The following is a 15,812-nucleotide window of genomic DNA, read 5'->3' as shown; positions in this document are numbered from 1 at the left end:
GGCGTACAAGGTACTATCGCATTAGCTGCCTTTTATATCGAAGGTGTATTGTGGTATTTAAATCTATAAATACTGTCTTCGTTAAGTAAGCCCTGAAAGTTGTACATCCGACGAGTAAGGGTTTTCTTTTTTCCCCTCAACTTTTTCTTACAGACGTTTCCAAATGCATAAACTATGACCAAACACTTTTTGTTAGTGAGTAACATTTATGGTCATGTCTTCCATTCGCCTTGGGCGACCTAAAGTCGACAACCCCAAATCTCAAGCAGATAGAACCCGTGATAGTCGCTTACGTAGCAAGGCGTTAGGCCGTGTTGAACGTAAGTTTGTTCTCGATGCCGACAGTGCTGACCTCTTTGATTCGCTGCGCGAAAACGCTGGCTTCTCTACCAAAGAAAAATCAGAGTTTTTAGCGGCTCTATTGCTTCGTGTGGCGAATAAGAACTGGCTCGGCAAACCCTTCACCTTACCGATTGAGGAGGCGCTATGAAGATGAAAATTAACCGCCATGCTTATTATGGTTTGGTGCATAAAGGGGTGAAAGCGCTGCTACTCGATCGCATGGGTTTCTTTGATGACGATGAGTACCGCAACTACTTAGGTATCCAAACGGGCAAAACAAGCTGTAAGGATTTAACCGATGGCGCACTGATGCAGTTAGTCAACGAGTTAAAGCAGCAAGGTTATTTGGAAGACTCGCCTAAGTTTAAAAAACGCTTGGGTGGCAGCTCATCCAATCAGCCATCCAGTAAGCAATGGGCTAAACTGGCAATATTAGCAAAATCTATTGGCTGGCAAGGGCTAGATGACCCTGCGCTTGATAGCTTTGTAAAGCGCACCATTAAGGTGGAGCGTGCTCGCTGGCTCACTCGTGACAATATTCGTCCGGTGATTTTAGGACTTGAGCGTTGGATTGCGGGTAAGGAGGCGTCATGTCACGGAGAGTAAAGTTTCGGGCAGAGCCGCGTTATGAAGTGTTGAACCCTCAAACGCAAGATGAACTAGAAGCGCTATTGCTTGAGATGTATCCCGACAACCGCATTGCTGCAAGTCAGTTTCAAGCGGCTCTCAATCAAGTCGATAAAGCGATCATTAAAAGCGATTTGGGGATCCGCAATTGGTACACACCAAAAGAGTTAGCCGAGTACCTATGGAGAAGGAGTAATTACCATGCAATCGAAACCGATCCGTATGCTTCCAGCTTATGAGGTCTTTAATAGCTGCACTCGCACACAGCGCAACCATGTGCGAGATGGCTACTTCTTTGCCTCCAAATTGCAAACCTGGTTTGTGTTCGTCAAAGACAAGGGCGAAGTGGCCAATGGTAAAGTTGAGGAACAACTCAGTCTGTTTGGGTAACCGGTTGTGGAGTTTGAATGGCACTTGATTCCAGCTTGGAACAAGCGTCATTTTTATTGGTGTAACCGTAGAAGGTGCGATTGCGCTCAAGCTTACAGGCGCACAACCGAAAGTACGTTAACCACACTTCATCGCGGCTGGCCGCTTCACCATAGGTCTTTGGCTTTTGATTAAAAGGCTGCTCACATTCAATCAGGTCGCTACTTGGTGGTATCTGAATCACATCCTGATACTCATAACGAGTCACAACCTTAGTATCCTGACACCCAGTCAGCAGGATAAGCGATAGGCACAGTGCTGCACGTTTCATCTTTGAGTTCCTTTTCTAATTGTTCAATGCGGTCGCTTAGCCGAATGCGGGCATCACGTTCTCGATGCGACGATTCGTCAGCGGCTTGCTGCGCCTTGCTTCGTTGGTCGGTTAATTCAGAGATACGCTGGGCCAGTTGATTGTTGGAGGTCTCCTGACTGGTGATGGTCTCGTTCAAGGTGTTATTGCTGGCCTTTAGCTCACTGGTGTAACCAAACAGCTTGTAGTTCACCAGTAAGCTCAGGATGAGAATGGCTCCCGCTACCCATAGTGCGGTGCGTTTGAATTGGCTCAGAGCACCCATGTTATTGCCACCCGTTTAAGCAGATGTTCATCTCTTTATCACGTCGTTTGGGGATGCCTGGGCAGTCGTTCTCTTCGATTCGGCAGTCCTTGCCATTGACATACACCCATCTTGGATACTGTTGGCAAGCGCCAAGGTTGTCGCCTTGGTTAAACTTTCGAAGCAGCGTTGAGGTCTGAAAGTTTCCAGCCCCTAAGTTAAAGACAAAGCTCACCATCATGTCGTATTCCGCTTGGCTCGGGGTTTGGGTAATGTGCTTTTTCACCACCTTTTCGGCTGTGGCCACGTCTTTAACAAAGTACTGGGCGACTTGTTCGTTCGTTGCCTTATCACCTTGCTTCACGCTTGACGTGTGCCCTAAGCCAATCGTCCAGACATCCGCGCTGCATTGATAAGCTTTGGCTCGGCAACCTTCTTCATTGGCAATGTGGCGAAGTCCGTTCTCACTCACGCTGAGTTCGTCATCGATGTTGAACACAATCGCCAGAACCGCAGTCACAGAGCAGACGATGACTTGGGTCGCTTTACTTTTCAGGTTCATGAGGTCTCCTCCGACTTCATCATGGTGTCATCACCCGCTTGCAGGCGAGCCAGTTTGGCTTTGTTTAATTGTGTCGCCACTGCGTAATGGCGAATCGCCATGCAACCCGACACAATACCCACGGCAATGGCGACCAGTTGCGCCACATCGTTAACCCCAAAACTGACAATCGTTGCAGCGACGGAGGTGCCGACTTTCTTGAGGCCCGCTAAATCAGCCAGAGACATCAAAGCCGCTTTAATTCCAGTTTCATTCATTGTTTTTCTTCTCTTTTATTGTTTTTATTCAAATGTTTGCTGGCTGTTTTCGCTCACAACCTCAAAGGTAAAACTCTCTAATGTGATGAGCGGCCGTTGTTTTTTCGTCACACTCTTGGTGTCAGTGATAACCGTGCCTTCACTGTCTTTCACCGTGCCTTTGGCGAGGTAAACCCCTTCAATGCGTTGCGCCAGTGAGGTTAAAGCCGCAGGCACAATGTCGCGCCCGTGCTGGGTCTTCCACGCGTTGATTGCGGCTTCAATGTTCGCTTTGGCCGTGCTTTGAATGGATTCAGCCAGTGACGCGTAATCACTAAAGATTTGCAGGTGAAAGCTGGCGGTTGCGGCCACATCCTCTGCGTCTACGACGCGTACTAAGTCTCCCATCGGAACACGCTTTGCCCCTGAGCATTCCGATTTGATCAAGTCTTTGATGGCTTGATTCGGCAGCGAGCCGTCTTGCAAAATGGCGCTGATCTCAATTTCATTCGGTGCGGGCGTCCAGACTGAGACGTTCTTAATCGACGAGCTGCTGGAGCGTGCAAAATACTCATACGCTTCATAGGGGCCAGCCACACTGAACTTGGACGGTGATATATAGATGCGATAAGCAAAGGCATCATTGTCTTCAATCTCCGAACCACCTTGTGTGGTCTCGGTATTCGTCACGCTTTCAAGTGCGGTTAATGGCTCAACAGCTTGGTTAATTTGTCCAGGCAAGAAGCCGTTACCTTGAATACCGGCTTTAATGCATTCCACGTTTACATTGATAGTGAGTATGCCGGCACTGACCACCGTATCTTCCAATGCTTCAAAAATGGTTTGGTTATCCACCGCAATCACTTGATAGCCTTGGGGAATGACAAGCCCAGTATGCAAGGAAAAGTTAAACGCCATTACCGTACGGGCCTTTGAGGCTGGCAGTCGTTCGGTTTCGGTCAGTAGTCCGATGTTGTCCAAGCGTTCATCTTCAGCAAACGGAAGCAAGTTCTGTTTGCTTTCATAGTTGATGAGCGCTTTGAGTTCGTTCTTCTCGTAGGCAATCTGCTCAAGGTGGAAGGTTTCGGGATCATTAATGCCAGGATAGTGACCAGTGCCTTCTTGATAGCGAGCCTTCAAACTGGCAAGGTCAGCGTCATAGTTCACATCAACCAGTTTCGGCTCTGGTATGTTTGGAAATCGGTTTGTCATATCAGCTTGCTCTTGATAGTTGAGCGCTGGCCGTCCACGAACGACCACTGATGGAGGTGCTGACTGTGGTGGGTTTCCAGCGGTTTGGCACTTTGCCAAGGTTTAAAAATTCAATCAGGTGCGCGGTGGTCAGCATGGTATTCACCACCGACATTCGGCCTTTTGCGCCTTGCTTACCGTCTGCACCGTTTTGCAAATAGGACTCGGCGTACGCTCTGGCGTCAGCCATGGATTTCACGTTGTCGATGTTATGCAGCACTTTGACCCTGTCGCCTGTGGCGGTGGCATCACCGGCTCGATAGCTGAACAGCTTCTGTGCTTGTTGGTCATAACCATTCACTTCCACGGCAACATACTTAGAGCGAGCGCTGTCAGGCAGATTAAGAGAGGTCAGAATGCTACGATTGAGGGTGTCGATTTGAATCACATCAGACTCAAAACTGCCCATCACAAGATTCTTTCCTTTGATAGCCATCGGCACGCTGGTTTGCTCAGACAGCCTGGTTAAGAACGCGGGCGTACTCTCGTCACGCTGCTCAATGCGATCAAAACGAAAGTCTGGCGTGTCAGGCGCTTTGATAAACGATAGGCCACTGTCTTTTGCCCAGAACTGAGCAACGCGCTCGAAGGTCACGTTCTCTTGTACCAGACATTGCTGGTTATCAATAAAGCCACGCTCAGCAGCTGGCGGCTTGGCGTTCGCGCCGACCATCACATCATCAGGACCAATTTTGAACGACACTTCATCGATACTGAACTCACCCCATAACCATTCATGACGTTGACCTTGCTCATCTAACCAACCGATACCGGACTTTAAGGTGTCGCCTTTGGTTGGATACCACGTATCGCAAAAACGTCGGTCTTTGTTAAACAGCGTCAAAGACAAGGTATCGGTGCCCGTTTGCTTGCTCTCCATCACATCGGTGTAGGTCATCGACTTTACATAGCGGCTAAGCTCTGCGGTCACATCCTTTCCTGCCCAATGCAAAATAGCGAATGGACGAATAAGCCCTGTTGCGGTTATGCCCATGGTGGCGTCTCCACACTGACGGTGTTCACCACTTTCACCGCAGGGATGTTGACGGTTTCGCCTCCGCTGAAAGTAAAGGTGGTCATGGCGCGGGTCAGCTCACGGTTAGCATCAAAGAGCGCATCGACGAGTGCTTGGTTGGTCGCACTATAGGCGCGATAGCAAAGCTGCTCCCAGCGCTCGCCTTGACGAGCAATTAAGGTGTTCATGTACGTACTTCCACAATATCCAGTTGATAGTCCACGCTGGTCACTACGCCGCTAGGTAGAGTTTGAACATTGGTGCGGTTGATTTTGCGAATACTGAATCGGCCCTGCACGATTGAGCCAACCACCAAAGCGCGTGGCACTCCACTTTCTCCCATCTGCTCCAATTGCTTGGTCATCTTGGTGATGTCCACAAAGTGGTTGTTGAAGGTCAGCTCCAGTGAGGCGGTGTGCTCATCTTCGCCCATGTTCTGGTGCGCGGGATAACCGTTAACGAGATCTTGTTTGTTGATCTTAAAGGTGCGCGAGTCGCTGATTTTGTTTGGTGTGAAGCGACCTTTAAACACCAAGTCGCCAAAGCCGCCCCACTGGGCATAGTTTGCTGATTGCTCTGCCATGTTATTGTTCCTCGTCACTGATGGTGTGGCTTTCGCCAGTTAATTCACTGTGGGCGGTAATTTCGGTTACTTCAGGGTTGGTAAACTGCTTGTGCACGGTCAGCTCTAATGTGGCTTGCCAATCTTCACGCCAGACAAACAGCTCGTCTTTGTGTTCAAAGTCATCGTCACGTTTCGGCTCACTCCAGCTCGAACCAATTTTGCGAGCATCTGAAATCTCTGCATCACCTTTAATGGTTAACCGTTCACTGAGTCCGCCAAATCCAGGCGGCAACGCCTCGCCAATGTCTTTCAACACAATCAAGTCGTTGGCGAGAAAGTCCGTCATGCACAGGTTGAGCTGCATCTGCTGACTGGATAAGAAGCACTGCGTGTTACCACCACTGACACGTGCAGAGATCACCACATCCACCAACATTTCATAAGGAACGTACGAGCCTTGAACTGCAAGGGGTAAGCGGTTCAAACCACGAATGCCGTTAAACATCACGCGCACTTCTTTTCGGGCGATGGCATTAGACGGTTCAACCACCGCCTGCATGCCAAGCGCCTCTTCTAACACTTTCTCTAATGCTCGAATGACTTTCATTGAATTGCTGCCTTTAACTGCTCTAATGCCATCTCTCTTTGCGCTTGCTGCTGCTCAGGGCTTAAGTACATAAACTCGCGGCTGGCGATTTTGACCTGGGGCGTTCGGATATACAGCACATAGAACACGCCTTTATCCGCACCTTTGTTGTTTCGGTTCGCTTTAGTTTTCACTCGCTGACCAAAGGCTTTTGCGCCGAGTGGCGCTCGCCCCATAATCGAATGAGGGCGGTAGAAAATCTTCCATCCTTGCCGCTCTAAGCCTTCTAAGGTCTTACGCACCCCATACACCTCAGTGCGTTTTTTCACTTGCTTGTTCACTGGAATGGCGAGCTGTCTGGCTTTCTTGGCCTTAATCACGCCGCCATTGTTAATCAGCGGTGCATGGGCTTTGTTTGTCCCCACGCGGTATTCGTCTTTGCCTGCTTGATACGTCAACGATGCATAGGTCTCGCCCGTATCAAAGAGCGGTTTCGCGCCTGCGTTCTTGGTGTTTTTGGTCAGCGGAGAGTTGGCTTTAAAGGTGCCGTTCTTCATGTTGTCGCGCACACACTGCAACCCAAATGGAGCCAGTATTTCTGGCAGTCCATCAATCGCTTTGGTGGTGTTATGCAGCGCATCCAGAAAACCTTTCATTGCTGATGTGCTCCGTTGAACTGTGTTTGAACCCTGATTGAATTCTGCCTTTTATTTAGCTGACATCTGCCGAACGGAAGTTAATAAGACCTCCAAGGGATAAGCTTCAAACTCACTAAAATAATAAGAAGGAAACCCCATGGCCCCACGCTCAAAGGTGGAATTGCACGGGCTGCTTGAGCGCGTCATTGAGATGTACACCGTAGACAAACTGAATCTGGATGAGATAGCTACCCAGCTTAAAGAAGATGGCTTTGATATCTCCCGTTCGTCAGTGCATCGTGTTATTCGCAGTAACCAAGAATTGATTGAAGAGCAGCGTCTGGTTCAAGAGCAGGCTGAGGTCTTTCTAAAGGAATTCAAAGACAGTCCAAACACCGATATTTCAGAGCTGAACTTACAAATCATGCAGCGCTACATGTTTAAAGTGCTGCGTGAGTTGGAGTTTGGTCCTGAGTCATTTAAAGATCCCAATAAGCTTGCCAACCTGTTGGCTCGTCTGTCCGATGCGCAGGTCAACCTTGACCGTTTGAAAGTCGAGTTTCGTAAAGGCGTCGATGCGGCGAAAGCGGAGTTTGAAAATCAGCTCACTGATATGCTCAAAGAGAAACACCCAGAGCTGTTGTTTGAGCTGGTGAGCATCATCCAGAAAATTCGTATTGAGCAGAAACCCAAACGAGGCCGTCGATGAGTGGCCTGTTTGAAGGTTTGTCTGATGCGGATTTAGAGAACATTCGTGACAGCGCCAATATTGCGGCTGAAGACAAACGCATTGCCAAACAAAGTAAGGCGCAAGAAGCGCGAGCGTTAGCACGTCAAGAGAAGGAAGAAAAAGCCCGCAAAAAACGCCGCGCTAAATCCAAGCATGACTTTGCTTACTTCTGTCAAACCTACATGCCTGATGCGTTCACGCTGGCGTTCAGTGAATATCAACTGGCGCTCACGCGTCTTGCGGCTAATCGAAATCTTAACCGTCAAGATGAAGCGCTGTTTAAAGAACTCATTGACCCACGCGATCATGGTTTTATTAAGCAGCCCATCAGTGGTGAATACGAAGGGATTCTTGACATCGAGCCACGTGACCACGGTAAGACCACTCGTAATACTCAGGCGATGCCGTTATGGCTTGCGCTCAATCACCCTGGTTCGTTCATTGTGATTTGTGGTGCATCGGCTGATAGCGCCAAAGAGATGATGGACGCCATCAAAGACGACTTAGAAGATAACGAACTTATCCTGGACGACTACGGCGAGCAGCGAGGCAACACCTGGACCAAACGTAAGATAAAGCTCGCGAATGGTTCATCCATTGTTGCGGTGGGTCGTGGTCAACGTCTTCGTGGTATCAAGAACAAATACCAGCGTCCGACCCACATCATCTGTGATGACTTACTCGATGATAAAGAGGTGGAATCGCCCACACTACGTCGTCAGGCTGAACGTTGGTTTAAGCGCGTGATCATGAACTTGGGTAAAGGCGCACTGACCATCATTGCCAATACCATCATGCACCCTGACGACTTGCCGTCACGCTTGTTAAATCAGATTGAAGACGGTCGTCTTCCAAACTGGTTAGGTCTGCGCTTTAGTGCCATTACGCCTTCAGGGCGTCCACTGTTCCCGTCTCGCTGGAGTTTGCAAGACTTAGAGAATAAGCGGATAGCCTCCGGCAGTGCGTGGTGGACGGAATGGATGAACCGACCCATTGCCGATGAAGATGCGGACTTTAAAGAAGATTGGTTTATCTACTTCAAGCCTTACGAACTTGACCTTCGAGACTGCACCATTGGCATGGCAGTTGACCCTGCTACGGGTTTGAAGAAAGGCGACTGGTCATTTATTGCGGTCGTGGCTCGCCACAAAATTACCATGGTGGATCATGTCCTCTTTGCCAAAGGTTGGAAGGAATCGGACTTGCAGTTTGCTCAGCGCATTGTGGATGTGTATCTGCAACATCGACCGTCTTTTGTGATGTTTGAAACGGTCGCCTTCCAGAAGATCTACAAAAAAGAAGTGATGCGTTACGCCAAGAAGAAAGGTGTGCGTCTTCCGGTTCGTGAGTTCAAAGGCGGCAACAAGCAGGTACGGATCAAGTCTCTGTCTTCACAGGTGGAGAATGGCCTCATTCAGTTCTTAGAAACCCAAACACTGCTGCGTCAAATGTTCCTAGAGTTTCCACGTGGTCATGATGATGGCCCTGATGCGGTAGAGATGGCCATCAGTGGATTTGAATCCGGTTTTGTTGGTGGCGCAGTGCCACAAACACCAAGGCCTATCCGCACTGCCGCGCAGGCGCTGTCTCGATTCGGCGGTGGTGCGTTAAGCCGGATATTGCGTTAGGAGCCAATATGTTCAATAAACTGGCAGAGATAAAAGCCAAACTGAGTGATGTACTCTCAATGCTGCGTAAACTGGTGTGCATTGGGGAGGTCAGCATCGTTGACGCGCATCTGCGGCGCGTGAAGGTCACTTTCCCTGGGCTGCGATATCCCGAATCAGATTGGCTTCCTGTTCTGGGGATGCGCAGTAAAAGCGTCAGCATTTCGTGCAACTTTGAGGTTGGTGAGCAAGTGCTGTGCCTGTTCATTCCCAGTGGCTCGATGATGTCCGGCTTTGTGCTTGGCTCAATGGCCAACAAATCAGCAAAGCCTTATATCGCGAACATCGATAAGTTTGGGGTTCAGTTTAAAGACGGCACGCTTTTAGAATATGACCAGTCAACCCAAACGGGTGTGCTCAAGATTGGCGGTGGAACACCAGCCATCACCGTCAATCCCGACAAAGTATTGATTGATGCCAAACTGGAAGTAACTGGAGCCACCGAGCTTCTTGATACGCTCAAGGTCGTCAAAGCCACCACCTTGATGGATACGTTGACGGGAATGAAAACGGCCACCTTCACCGGTTTGGTGGGCGCGGCGGGTTACGGCAGTACCACTGGAGGAGCGGCAGTGATGAGCAGCGGCGCAATCATGCAAGGCTCAGTCACCATTAATGGGGTAACGGTCGCTGTGATTAGCCATACCCACAATGACGCTGAAGGCAGACCAACCTCCGGTGCAAATCAATAAAATAACAAAACGCTCTCAGAGCGATTCTAAGGGCGTTTAATTTCAATCTGGTGTGAATGTTCGAATATTTTTATTCAAACTCATTCAAACCGGATTTCAAACGAATTCAAACGGGGTACGCATGACCTACTCACTCAAATTTGCAGCAAGCGGGCGAAATATCGATTTGGTGTCCGATATTAAGCAGTCGCTTTTTATGATTGTGTACACGGGGAAAGGTGAACGGATTTACATGCCGGACTACGCGGCCGATGCATTAGAGTATGTTGATAAGCCTCAATGGGAAGTGCAAGGTCTGAAAGTCTCGATTGCCGAAGCTGTGGCAAAGTACGAGCCTCGCGTTAGGCTGGAAAGCATCATCGTATACCAAACCGATTTGCCACAAGGCATCATTGGCATTAAACTTTCTTGCCAAATTCTCGCCACGGGTCAAAGTGAAGTCTTCGATTTCACCAACGCCTAACCCTGCCGAACGGAAATTATCCCTATAGAAATCTCAGATACTGACTCCACTGATTAACAGGAGACAGTATCCATGGCCGAATTACTTCACGGCATCCGAACCATCGAATCGCTCACAGGTCCCATTTCGGTCATCGAAGTGTCGTCCAGTGTGATTGGTGTGTTCGGAACCTCTGAGTTGGCAGAGCCATTAAAGCTCTACCACACCACCAATTACGACGACGCGAAAAAAGTCTTCGGTGAAGGCACGTTGAAAAATGCCATTCGTCGTGTTCACAATTATGTGCCAAGCAACTCCATTATTGCCATCCCTCTAGGTAAAGACAGCGACTTCCCTGAAGTCGAAGAGCCTGCTGTCTCTGGCGTAACGATGAGCACGTCTAGCACCTCAATCTATATTGATGATGGTGCAAGCTTGCCTATCTCAATTTCAAACCCTCACGCCTATGACATTGCGTACAGCTCAGACAATGAAGCGATTGCGACCGTTGATGCGGTAACGGGTGTTGTCACTCCCGTGCAAGCAGGCGTTGCCAACATTACCGCATTAGTCACCTTTAACGATGGCGAGAATGATGTAGACGAAGCGCATGTCTATGGCGTGACGGTCGCTCAAACCAACCCGAGCGCAGGCAAGGTGATGAGTCCAGCAACGTTGGGCGATTCTGTAGCGACCGCGTTCTTAGGTGCTGACTCTCAACCAAACGCGTTAATCAACCCGTACGAGCAAACCGCTGTTTGGTCGATTGTTGATGAAGCCATTGCTTTGGTCGATAGCAGTGACGGCACCATTACGCCTTTGTCTGAAGGACAAGCCGTGGTCACGGTGACGCTCGCACCGAAGAGTAACTACAGCTACACCAACGATAACGATGTCACCATCAATGTGGGTGACGTAGCAGGCGTTGAGCTGACTTATGTACTGACAGTTTCTCGCGTGACCGATGCGCTGCTCGCGAAATTCATGGAAGCGCTGCCGCTGCTTCGCAAAGCAAAACAGACTTATGGCTTCTCATCCAAAATCAACATGGCTCCGGGCATCTTGCACAAGGATGGCGCGATGGGGCTTGCGGTTGCGGCTATCAGCACCCTTCGCGGTATTTGGGTGGGTGATATGCCTGAGCATATTTCAACCCCAGAAGAAGCTTACGCGTGGAAACAAAAGTACACCTCACAACGAGCGTATGTTGGTTGGCCGCGTCCGAAAGTGCTGGCTGAAGATGGCGCAACAGTTGTGGATTGGTACGCGCCAAGTCTGTGCGGATTGATTGCTCAGGTAGACCGTGACCAAACCGAGCAGAACATTGTGCCGGAGACGGGTTACTGGTGTTCACCATCGAACTATGTAATGGCGGATGTGATTGGCCCATCGATTGAGTTGGATTACATCCCAAGCGACCCATCGTGTGATGTGAACTATCTCAACGTGAATGGCATTACGACGCTGATGAACCACGGCGGTTGGAAGAACTTTGGTAACTACTCAACCGCGTTCCCAGCCAAAAGTGATTACCTGTCGTTTCTTTCGGTGCGCCGCACTGCGGACATCATTGAAGAGAGCATTGAAGATGTCACTCGTCAGTTCTTGGACTTTCCAATGTTCACCAGTCCCACCGATATTGCCAACACCACGTGTGGCCGCGTGAAAGATACGGTGAACGACTATCTGCGTTCGAAAGAAGGTACCGCTTTGGTGTACAGCAGTGTGTCGATTGATGCCGGTGATAACCCGCTCACCAATCTGATGCTGGGCAAAATTAAGTACCGCTATCGAATGACGCCGCCTGTACCCATGCAGAGCGTCGAGTTTGTCGCTGAAATTTACGTTGAAGGCTTGGAAAGCGCCTTTAGCAAACTGATTGCGTGAGGTAAGTCATGGCAGAGAAAAGTGTAGTCTGGCGTGACCAGATGACGTTCATCAATGAGACCCAATACGTTGGACGTGTGAAAAGTGCGAGCGCGGATTTGCAACGTAAGATGGCCACCGTGGGCGGCTTAGGTGGTCTGGGTGATGTGGAAGTACCCACTGGCAAATACGAAGCGCCAACGGCAACCATCGAGTTTCAGTCGGTCGCATTAGGCGATGTGAAACAACTGACCAATAACGACGGTTGGATAAAGCTGCGCATGACGGGCCAAGTCAGAATGCTGGATTCTGACACGGGCACAAAAATCATTGATGCCGGTATCACTCGTATTCATGGCTATGTGAAGAATCCGCCAGTGCCTGGATACAGCGATGAAGGCTCACCGTACACCGCCAACATTGCTGTGCACTTTATTGAAATCAGCAATACCTCGGGCCGTGTGTTCATGCTCGACATGCAAACGGGCACGAAATATCCGCCAGATGACCCTGGTCAATTTGGTGTCACAGTCACTTTGTAAGGAGCAGTTATGCGAGTTCGTAAGTTAGAGATAGTGGCTGATGGCATTCAAAAGAATGGTCAGCCTGTCACTAAAGCGCAGTTGGAATCGGTGGTTCGCAACTACAAACCGGACGCTCGTCCACCGGTGACCCCAGGTCACCCAACCAAAGGCAGCGATCAGATTGCCGCGTTGGGGCGAGTGTCCAACCTTCGAACCGAAGCTGGCAGTGGCGATAAAGCCGGAAAGACCGTGCTGGTTGGGGAAATTATTTACACCCCTGAAATGGAAGCTCTGGAGGATTCGGGCAAGTTTGAAGGCTTCAGCGCCGGTATCCATCCGGTGCCGGACAAAGACGGTGAATGGTACATGCATCACACCGCGTTCTTGGGTCAACTTCCTCCGGCGGCTGAAACCAAAACCCGTGATGTGGTGAACCTAAGCGATAGCGACTTTTGCGATGGCGCTATCTATCTCAGTGCAGAAGTCGGCACTCAGTCTGGCTCTGATGACAATGAAACAGGAATAACGATGAAGAAAGACGAACTGAAAGCGCTGTTAGGCGATGCCGTCAAAGAGCAGCTCGAAGCGATGGGTATAAAACCCAATACGCCTGCACCGGCTAAAAAAGACGGCGAACCAAATAAGGATGGTGAAGTCACCACCGATGGCGATAAGTCAAACGTTGCGGTCACCGCTATGCAAGACACGTTAGCTGGCGATCGCAAAGAAACGCTGACTGAACTCGCGGACTCTCGTGAGATGAGCGATGAGCTGCGCAAGAGCGTGAAAGCCATGATTGATAGCGCTTCTGCTATTGAGCTTTGCGCCTCGGGTGATGGCAACCGCTACAGCCAACTCAAAGGCATGCTGACAGCCATGCCAGAGAAGAAAGCGGCTCCAGCGAAACCATCGACGTGGGACCAGTTAACCCAAAACTTAGAGCTGGCTGATAACGGCGGCGCTAAAAAAGACAACTTTGATCCGGAGGGTTGGTAATGGATTTTGGAATGAAAAAGACCATCAAAGGCGCACCTGCAATTGTCGGTAGTTACAGCGGTGGTAACGTCATCCAACAAATGATGGTTAATGGCGTAGCCGATTTAGAGCCTGGTCATGTAGTCGTTATTGCAGATGGTGTCATTACGGCGCGTTGGAACGGTTCCCCTTTAATAACCGCGCAGGATGATGGCGCAGGAAACCTAACTGTTACTCAAGTTACGCTGGGTATTGTGACCACCAAACAAATGGAAGGTGATGCATCGGTTTCTACACTTCGCCTTGGCGCTTACCTTCGCGATCGCGTTGTGCTTGCCGATGGCAGTGCGCTTTCCGCTTCCAATGAGTTCACGTTGTCACTATCTCATCTATTCACTGAAGGGGCTTGGCTATGAGTCCGTTAGAGCAACAAAAAGCCAAGCAAGATGGCGTTTTTTCAAAAGCGCTGCGTGAAGCCTCCAACGCCTTTGTTCAGATAGGAGCACACCCGCGTACCTTGCTGCATCACTCACGTCGAAACGATTTGATTGAGCAAGCCATTGCGAAATTGCAAATCCTAAAACGTGAAGGCGATGCGTATCACCAACTGGGTCAGCCTGCAGTGAAAGCCTCCACTGAATCTATCCAAGATAAAAGCCTTGAAGATGATTCAACGTTGGGGCACGTCGGCTTTGTGAAAGTGGATGATGTGCCAGTGCCTTACACCACTCTTGTGTTTTCTGATGGTGATAACGAAGGCAAGTTCAGTTTGGGCATCAACAACCCATACGAGCAAGTTGTGAAGTATTCATCCAGTGACACTTCGGTGGCCGCTGTGGATGAGAAGACAGGCGTCATCACCCCAGTGGGTAATGGTGAAGTCTCCATTCAAGTGGCGTTTACCAAAAAAGGTGACTACCCACGTGTTGAGGACAGTTTCGGCTTAGTGATTGAAGATGCATCACCAAACGAGAACGCCCCATCAACGGATGGCTCACCACAACCCAGCGTCGATGCGCCTGAGTCAAGCTCAGAGAAGTAACCACTCCCATTAATGCACACAGCCGTTCAATAGGCGGCTGTTATAAAGAGAAAAAAGTATGGATATTATTGATATTTTACGCGGCCTGTTAGCGCCACAAGAATGGGCAGAGCTGCTGAATAAGTACAAAAAACGTAAACCGGTGCCAATGCGCATCCGTAATAAAGTGTTTGGCCAAGCCATCTTTTACCCAAGTGTGCGTATCCCTTGGAGTGTGTTGAAAGAAACCCTTTCGAATATTCCGGTGGTGCGTCGTGGCACCAAGGCTTATCAGCTAGGTGGTGATGATGTAGAGACACAAGCCATCGAGCCTCAAGGTTTCTCAACCGTGTCATATATTTCAGCGGCAGAGCTGAACAACATGAAAGCGTTAGGTTTACAGAACATTCAAAAGTTCTTCGACATGCTTCAGTTTGGCGTGATGCGCAAGATTGAGTTCTCCACCGAAGCGCTGTGTGCTCAGTCATTGACAGGTAAAATTTCTTACCCAATGAAAACCGCTGAAGGTGCCCTAGAGACGTTTGACGTTGACTATGGCGAGACGCTGCGCCACAACTTTGCAACCTCATTGAATGCCGCAGATGCGACGATTGAAATGGTCTATACCGCACTGCAAGAAATGGATGAAGCCATTCAGGCAAAAGGCTATGGCATTAACGTAGAAACCTTGTGTGGTAAAACGTTGTTTGCTCGTATTGTCACGCTGGCAGGTAAAAATCAATCTAACGTGTTGGATGTCAAAGTGAGTAAAGGTCAGGTGAATGTGGGTGGCTACATTATTAACCTTGAAAATGGTTCGTACGAAACCATGGCAGGCGGTCTCAAAACGCGCGTAAAAACCGTTGATGACGACAAGATGGTGATGGTTGACCTCGATGCAGGTCACAACCTTTACTACGCCGCACTGGATGATTTAGATGCGGGTCTTCAGGCGTTGCCGTTCTTCTCGAAAGTGAAAAAAGTGGATGATCCAAGTGGAGCCGATGTCTACACCATGTCTAAACCTTTGCCTGCGGTTGTCGTTGATGCCATTTGCTGGGCGGATAACGCTCTGGCGTAAGGAGCGATA

24 protein-coding genes are annotated in these 15,812 nt (G+C 49.5%); 14 read left to right on the top strand and 10 right to left on the bottom strand.

Annotation, left to right across the window (positions count from 1 at the left end; all coding sequences use genetic code 11):
• Positions 1–214: 214 nt before the first annotated feature.
• The 4 genes from AACU59_RS16435 to AACU59_RS16420 are packed head-to-tail and all read left to right on the top strand — an operon-like array spanning position 215 to position 1,359.
• Positions 215–490 carry a hypothetical protein gene (locus tag AACU59_RS16435; RefSeq protein ID WP_141138397.1) on the top strand — a complete coding sequence of 92 codons (276 nt, stop codon included), beginning with the start codon at positions 215–217 and terminating at the stop codon, positions 488–490.
• On the top strand, positions 487–948 hold the full coding sequence (locus AACU59_RS16430) for a regulatory protein GemA (RefSeq protein WP_141138128.1): 462 nt from the start codon (positions 487–489) through the stop codon (positions 946–948). The genes AACU59_RS16435 and AACU59_RS16430 overlap by 4 nt, the downstream gene beginning before the upstream one ends.
• Positions 933–1,208, top strand: coding sequence for a hypothetical protein (locus AACU59_RS16425; protein WP_094143101.1), 276 nt, complete (start codon positions 933–935; stop codon positions 1,206–1,208). The genes AACU59_RS16430 and AACU59_RS16425 overlap by 16 nt, the downstream gene beginning before the upstream one ends.
• Positions 1,171–1,359: a hypothetical protein gene (locus tag AACU59_RS16420; RefSeq protein ID WP_141138396.1), complete on the top strand. Its 189-nt coding sequence runs from the start codon at positions 1,171–1,173 to the stop codon at positions 1,357–1,359. The genes AACU59_RS16425 and AACU59_RS16420 overlap by 38 nt, the downstream gene beginning before the upstream one ends.
• On the opposite strand, the gene AACU59_RS16415 is transcribed toward AACU59_RS16420, so the two are convergent.
• The 10 genes from AACU59_RS16415 to AACU59_RS16370 are packed head-to-tail and all read right to left on the bottom strand — an operon-like array spanning position 1,343 to position 6,823.
• The gene (locus AACU59_RS16415; protein WP_176429226.1) at positions 1,343–1,606 is read right to left on the bottom strand and encodes a hypothetical protein; all 264 of its coding nucleotides are present in this window, start codon (positions 1,604–1,606) and stop codon (positions 1,343–1,345) included. The two genes, AACU59_RS16420 and AACU59_RS16415, sit on opposite strands and share 17 nt — an antisense overlap.
• A 4-nt stretch (positions 1,607–1,610) precedes the next feature.
• Positions 1,611–1,973 carry a hypothetical protein gene (locus tag AACU59_RS16410; protein WP_094143099.1) on the bottom strand — a complete coding sequence of 121 codons (363 nt, stop codon included), beginning with the start codon at positions 1,971–1,973 and terminating at the stop codon, positions 1,611–1,613.
• A gap of 1 nt (position 1,974) precedes the next feature.
• Positions 1,975–2,514, bottom strand: coding sequence for a lysozyme (locus AACU59_RS16405; protein ID WP_094143097.1), 540 nt, complete (start codon positions 2,512–2,514; stop codon positions 1,975–1,977).
• Positions 2,511–2,771, bottom strand: a complete 261-nt coding sequence (locus tag AACU59_RS16400; RefSeq protein ID WP_064626333.1) for a hypothetical protein — start codon at positions 2,769–2,771, stop codon at positions 2,511–2,513. The genes AACU59_RS16405 and AACU59_RS16400 overlap by 4 nt, the downstream gene beginning before the upstream one ends.
• A 24-nt stretch (positions 2,772–2,795) precedes the next feature.
• A complete protein-coding gene (locus tag AACU59_RS16395; RefSeq protein WP_094143095.1) occupies positions 2,796–3,962 on the bottom strand; it encodes a baseplate J/gp47 family protein in 1,167 nt (388 codons plus the stop codon).
• Between the two features lies 1 nt (position 3,963).
• Entirely contained in the window at positions 3,964–4,995 is a 1,032-nt protein-coding gene (locus tag AACU59_RS16390; RefSeq protein WP_094143093.1) for a phage late control D family protein, read from the bottom strand.
• On the bottom strand, positions 4,986–5,204 hold the full coding sequence (locus tag AACU59_RS16385) for a tail protein X (RefSeq protein WP_094143091.1): 219 nt from the start codon (positions 5,202–5,204) through the stop codon (positions 4,986–4,988). Before AACU59_RS16385 ends, AACU59_RS16390 begins: the two co-directional genes overlap by 10 nt.
• Complete coding sequence (locus tag AACU59_RS16380; RefSeq protein WP_094143089.1) at positions 5,201–5,599, bottom strand: phage tail protein; 399 nt, start codon at positions 5,597–5,599, stop codon at positions 5,201–5,203. The genes AACU59_RS16385 and AACU59_RS16380 overlap by 4 nt, the downstream gene beginning before the upstream one ends.
• Position 5,600: 1 nt before the next feature.
• A complete protein-coding gene (locus AACU59_RS16375; RefSeq protein ID WP_094143087.1) occupies positions 5,601–6,188 on the bottom strand; it encodes a hypothetical protein in 588 nt (195 codons plus the stop codon).
• Positions 6,185–6,823: a hypothetical protein gene (locus tag AACU59_RS16370; protein WP_094143085.1), complete on the bottom strand. Its 639-nt coding sequence runs from the start codon at positions 6,821–6,823 to the stop codon at positions 6,185–6,187. Before AACU59_RS16370 ends, AACU59_RS16375 begins: the two co-directional genes overlap by 4 nt.
• A gap of 139 nt (positions 6,824–6,962) precedes the next feature.
• Here AACU59_RS16370 and AACU59_RS16365 point away from each other — a divergent pair, with 139 nt between their 5' ends.
• The 10 genes from AACU59_RS16365 to AACU59_RS16320 all read left to right on the top strand — a co-directional run bounded on the left by AACU59_RS16365 (position 6,963) and on the right by AACU59_RS16320 (position 15,803).
• Positions 6,963–7,514, top strand: coding sequence for a phage protein Gp27 family protein (locus tag AACU59_RS16365; protein WP_094130239.1), 552 nt, complete (start codon positions 6,963–6,965; stop codon positions 7,512–7,514).
• On the top strand, positions 7,511–9,163 hold the full coding sequence (terL, locus tag AACU59_RS16360; protein ID WP_094130236.1) for a phage terminase large subunit: 1,653 nt from the start codon (positions 7,511–7,513) through the stop codon (positions 9,161–9,163). The genes AACU59_RS16365 and terL overlap by 4 nt, the downstream gene beginning before the upstream one ends.
• An 8-nt stretch (positions 9,164–9,171) precedes the next feature.
• Positions 9,172–9,894: a phage baseplate assembly protein V gene (locus tag AACU59_RS16355; protein WP_094130233.1), complete on the top strand. Its 723-nt coding sequence runs from the start codon at positions 9,172–9,174 to the stop codon at positions 9,892–9,894.
• A gap of 121 nt (positions 9,895–10,015) precedes the next feature.
• Positions 10,016–10,357, top strand: a complete 342-nt coding sequence (locus tag AACU59_RS16350; RefSeq protein ID WP_094130230.1) for a GPW/gp25 family protein — start codon at positions 10,016–10,018, stop codon at positions 10,355–10,357.
• Positions 10,358–10,429: 72 nt separating this feature from the next.
• Positions 10,430–12,223 carry an Ig-like domain-containing protein gene (locus AACU59_RS16345; RefSeq protein ID WP_094130227.1) on the top strand — a complete coding sequence of 598 codons (1,794 nt, stop codon included), beginning with the start codon at positions 10,430–10,432 and terminating at the stop codon, positions 12,221–12,223.
• An 8-nt stretch (positions 12,224–12,231) separates the two neighbouring features.
• On the top strand, positions 12,232–12,744 hold the full coding sequence (locus AACU59_RS16340; protein ID WP_094143083.1) for a phage major tail tube protein: 513 nt from the start codon (positions 12,232–12,234) through the stop codon (positions 12,742–12,744).
• Between the two features lie 9 nt (positions 12,745–12,753).
• Complete coding sequence (locus AACU59_RS16335) at positions 12,754–13,722, top strand: hypothetical protein (RefSeq protein WP_094143081.1); 969 nt, start codon at positions 12,754–12,756, stop codon at positions 13,720–13,722.
• A gap of 11 nt (positions 13,723–13,733) precedes the next feature.
• Positions 13,734–14,117, top strand: a complete 384-nt coding sequence (locus AACU59_RS16330; RefSeq protein ID WP_094143110.1) for a hypothetical protein — start codon at positions 13,734–13,736, stop codon at positions 14,115–14,117.
• Positions 14,114–14,743: a hypothetical protein gene (locus tag AACU59_RS16325; protein WP_094143079.1), complete on the top strand. Its 630-nt coding sequence runs from the start codon at positions 14,114–14,116 to the stop codon at positions 14,741–14,743. The genes AACU59_RS16330 and AACU59_RS16325 overlap by 4 nt, the downstream gene beginning before the upstream one ends.
• 58 nt (positions 14,744–14,801) lie before the next feature.
• Positions 14,802–15,803, top strand: a complete 1,002-nt coding sequence (locus tag AACU59_RS16320; protein ID WP_064626345.1) for a major capsid protein — start codon at positions 14,802–14,804, stop codon at positions 15,801–15,803.
• The last annotated feature ends 9 nt before the right edge of the window (positions 15,804–15,812 follow it).

It is taken from the genome of Vibrio sp. V23_P3S9T160, assembly GCF_963886625.1.
In the GTDB taxonomy this organism is placed as follows: Bacteria; Pseudomonadota; Gammaproteobacteria; order Enterobacterales; family Vibrionaceae; genus Vibrio; species Vibrio anguillarum.
This window is presented reverse-complemented; position numbering and strand designations above follow the sequence as displayed.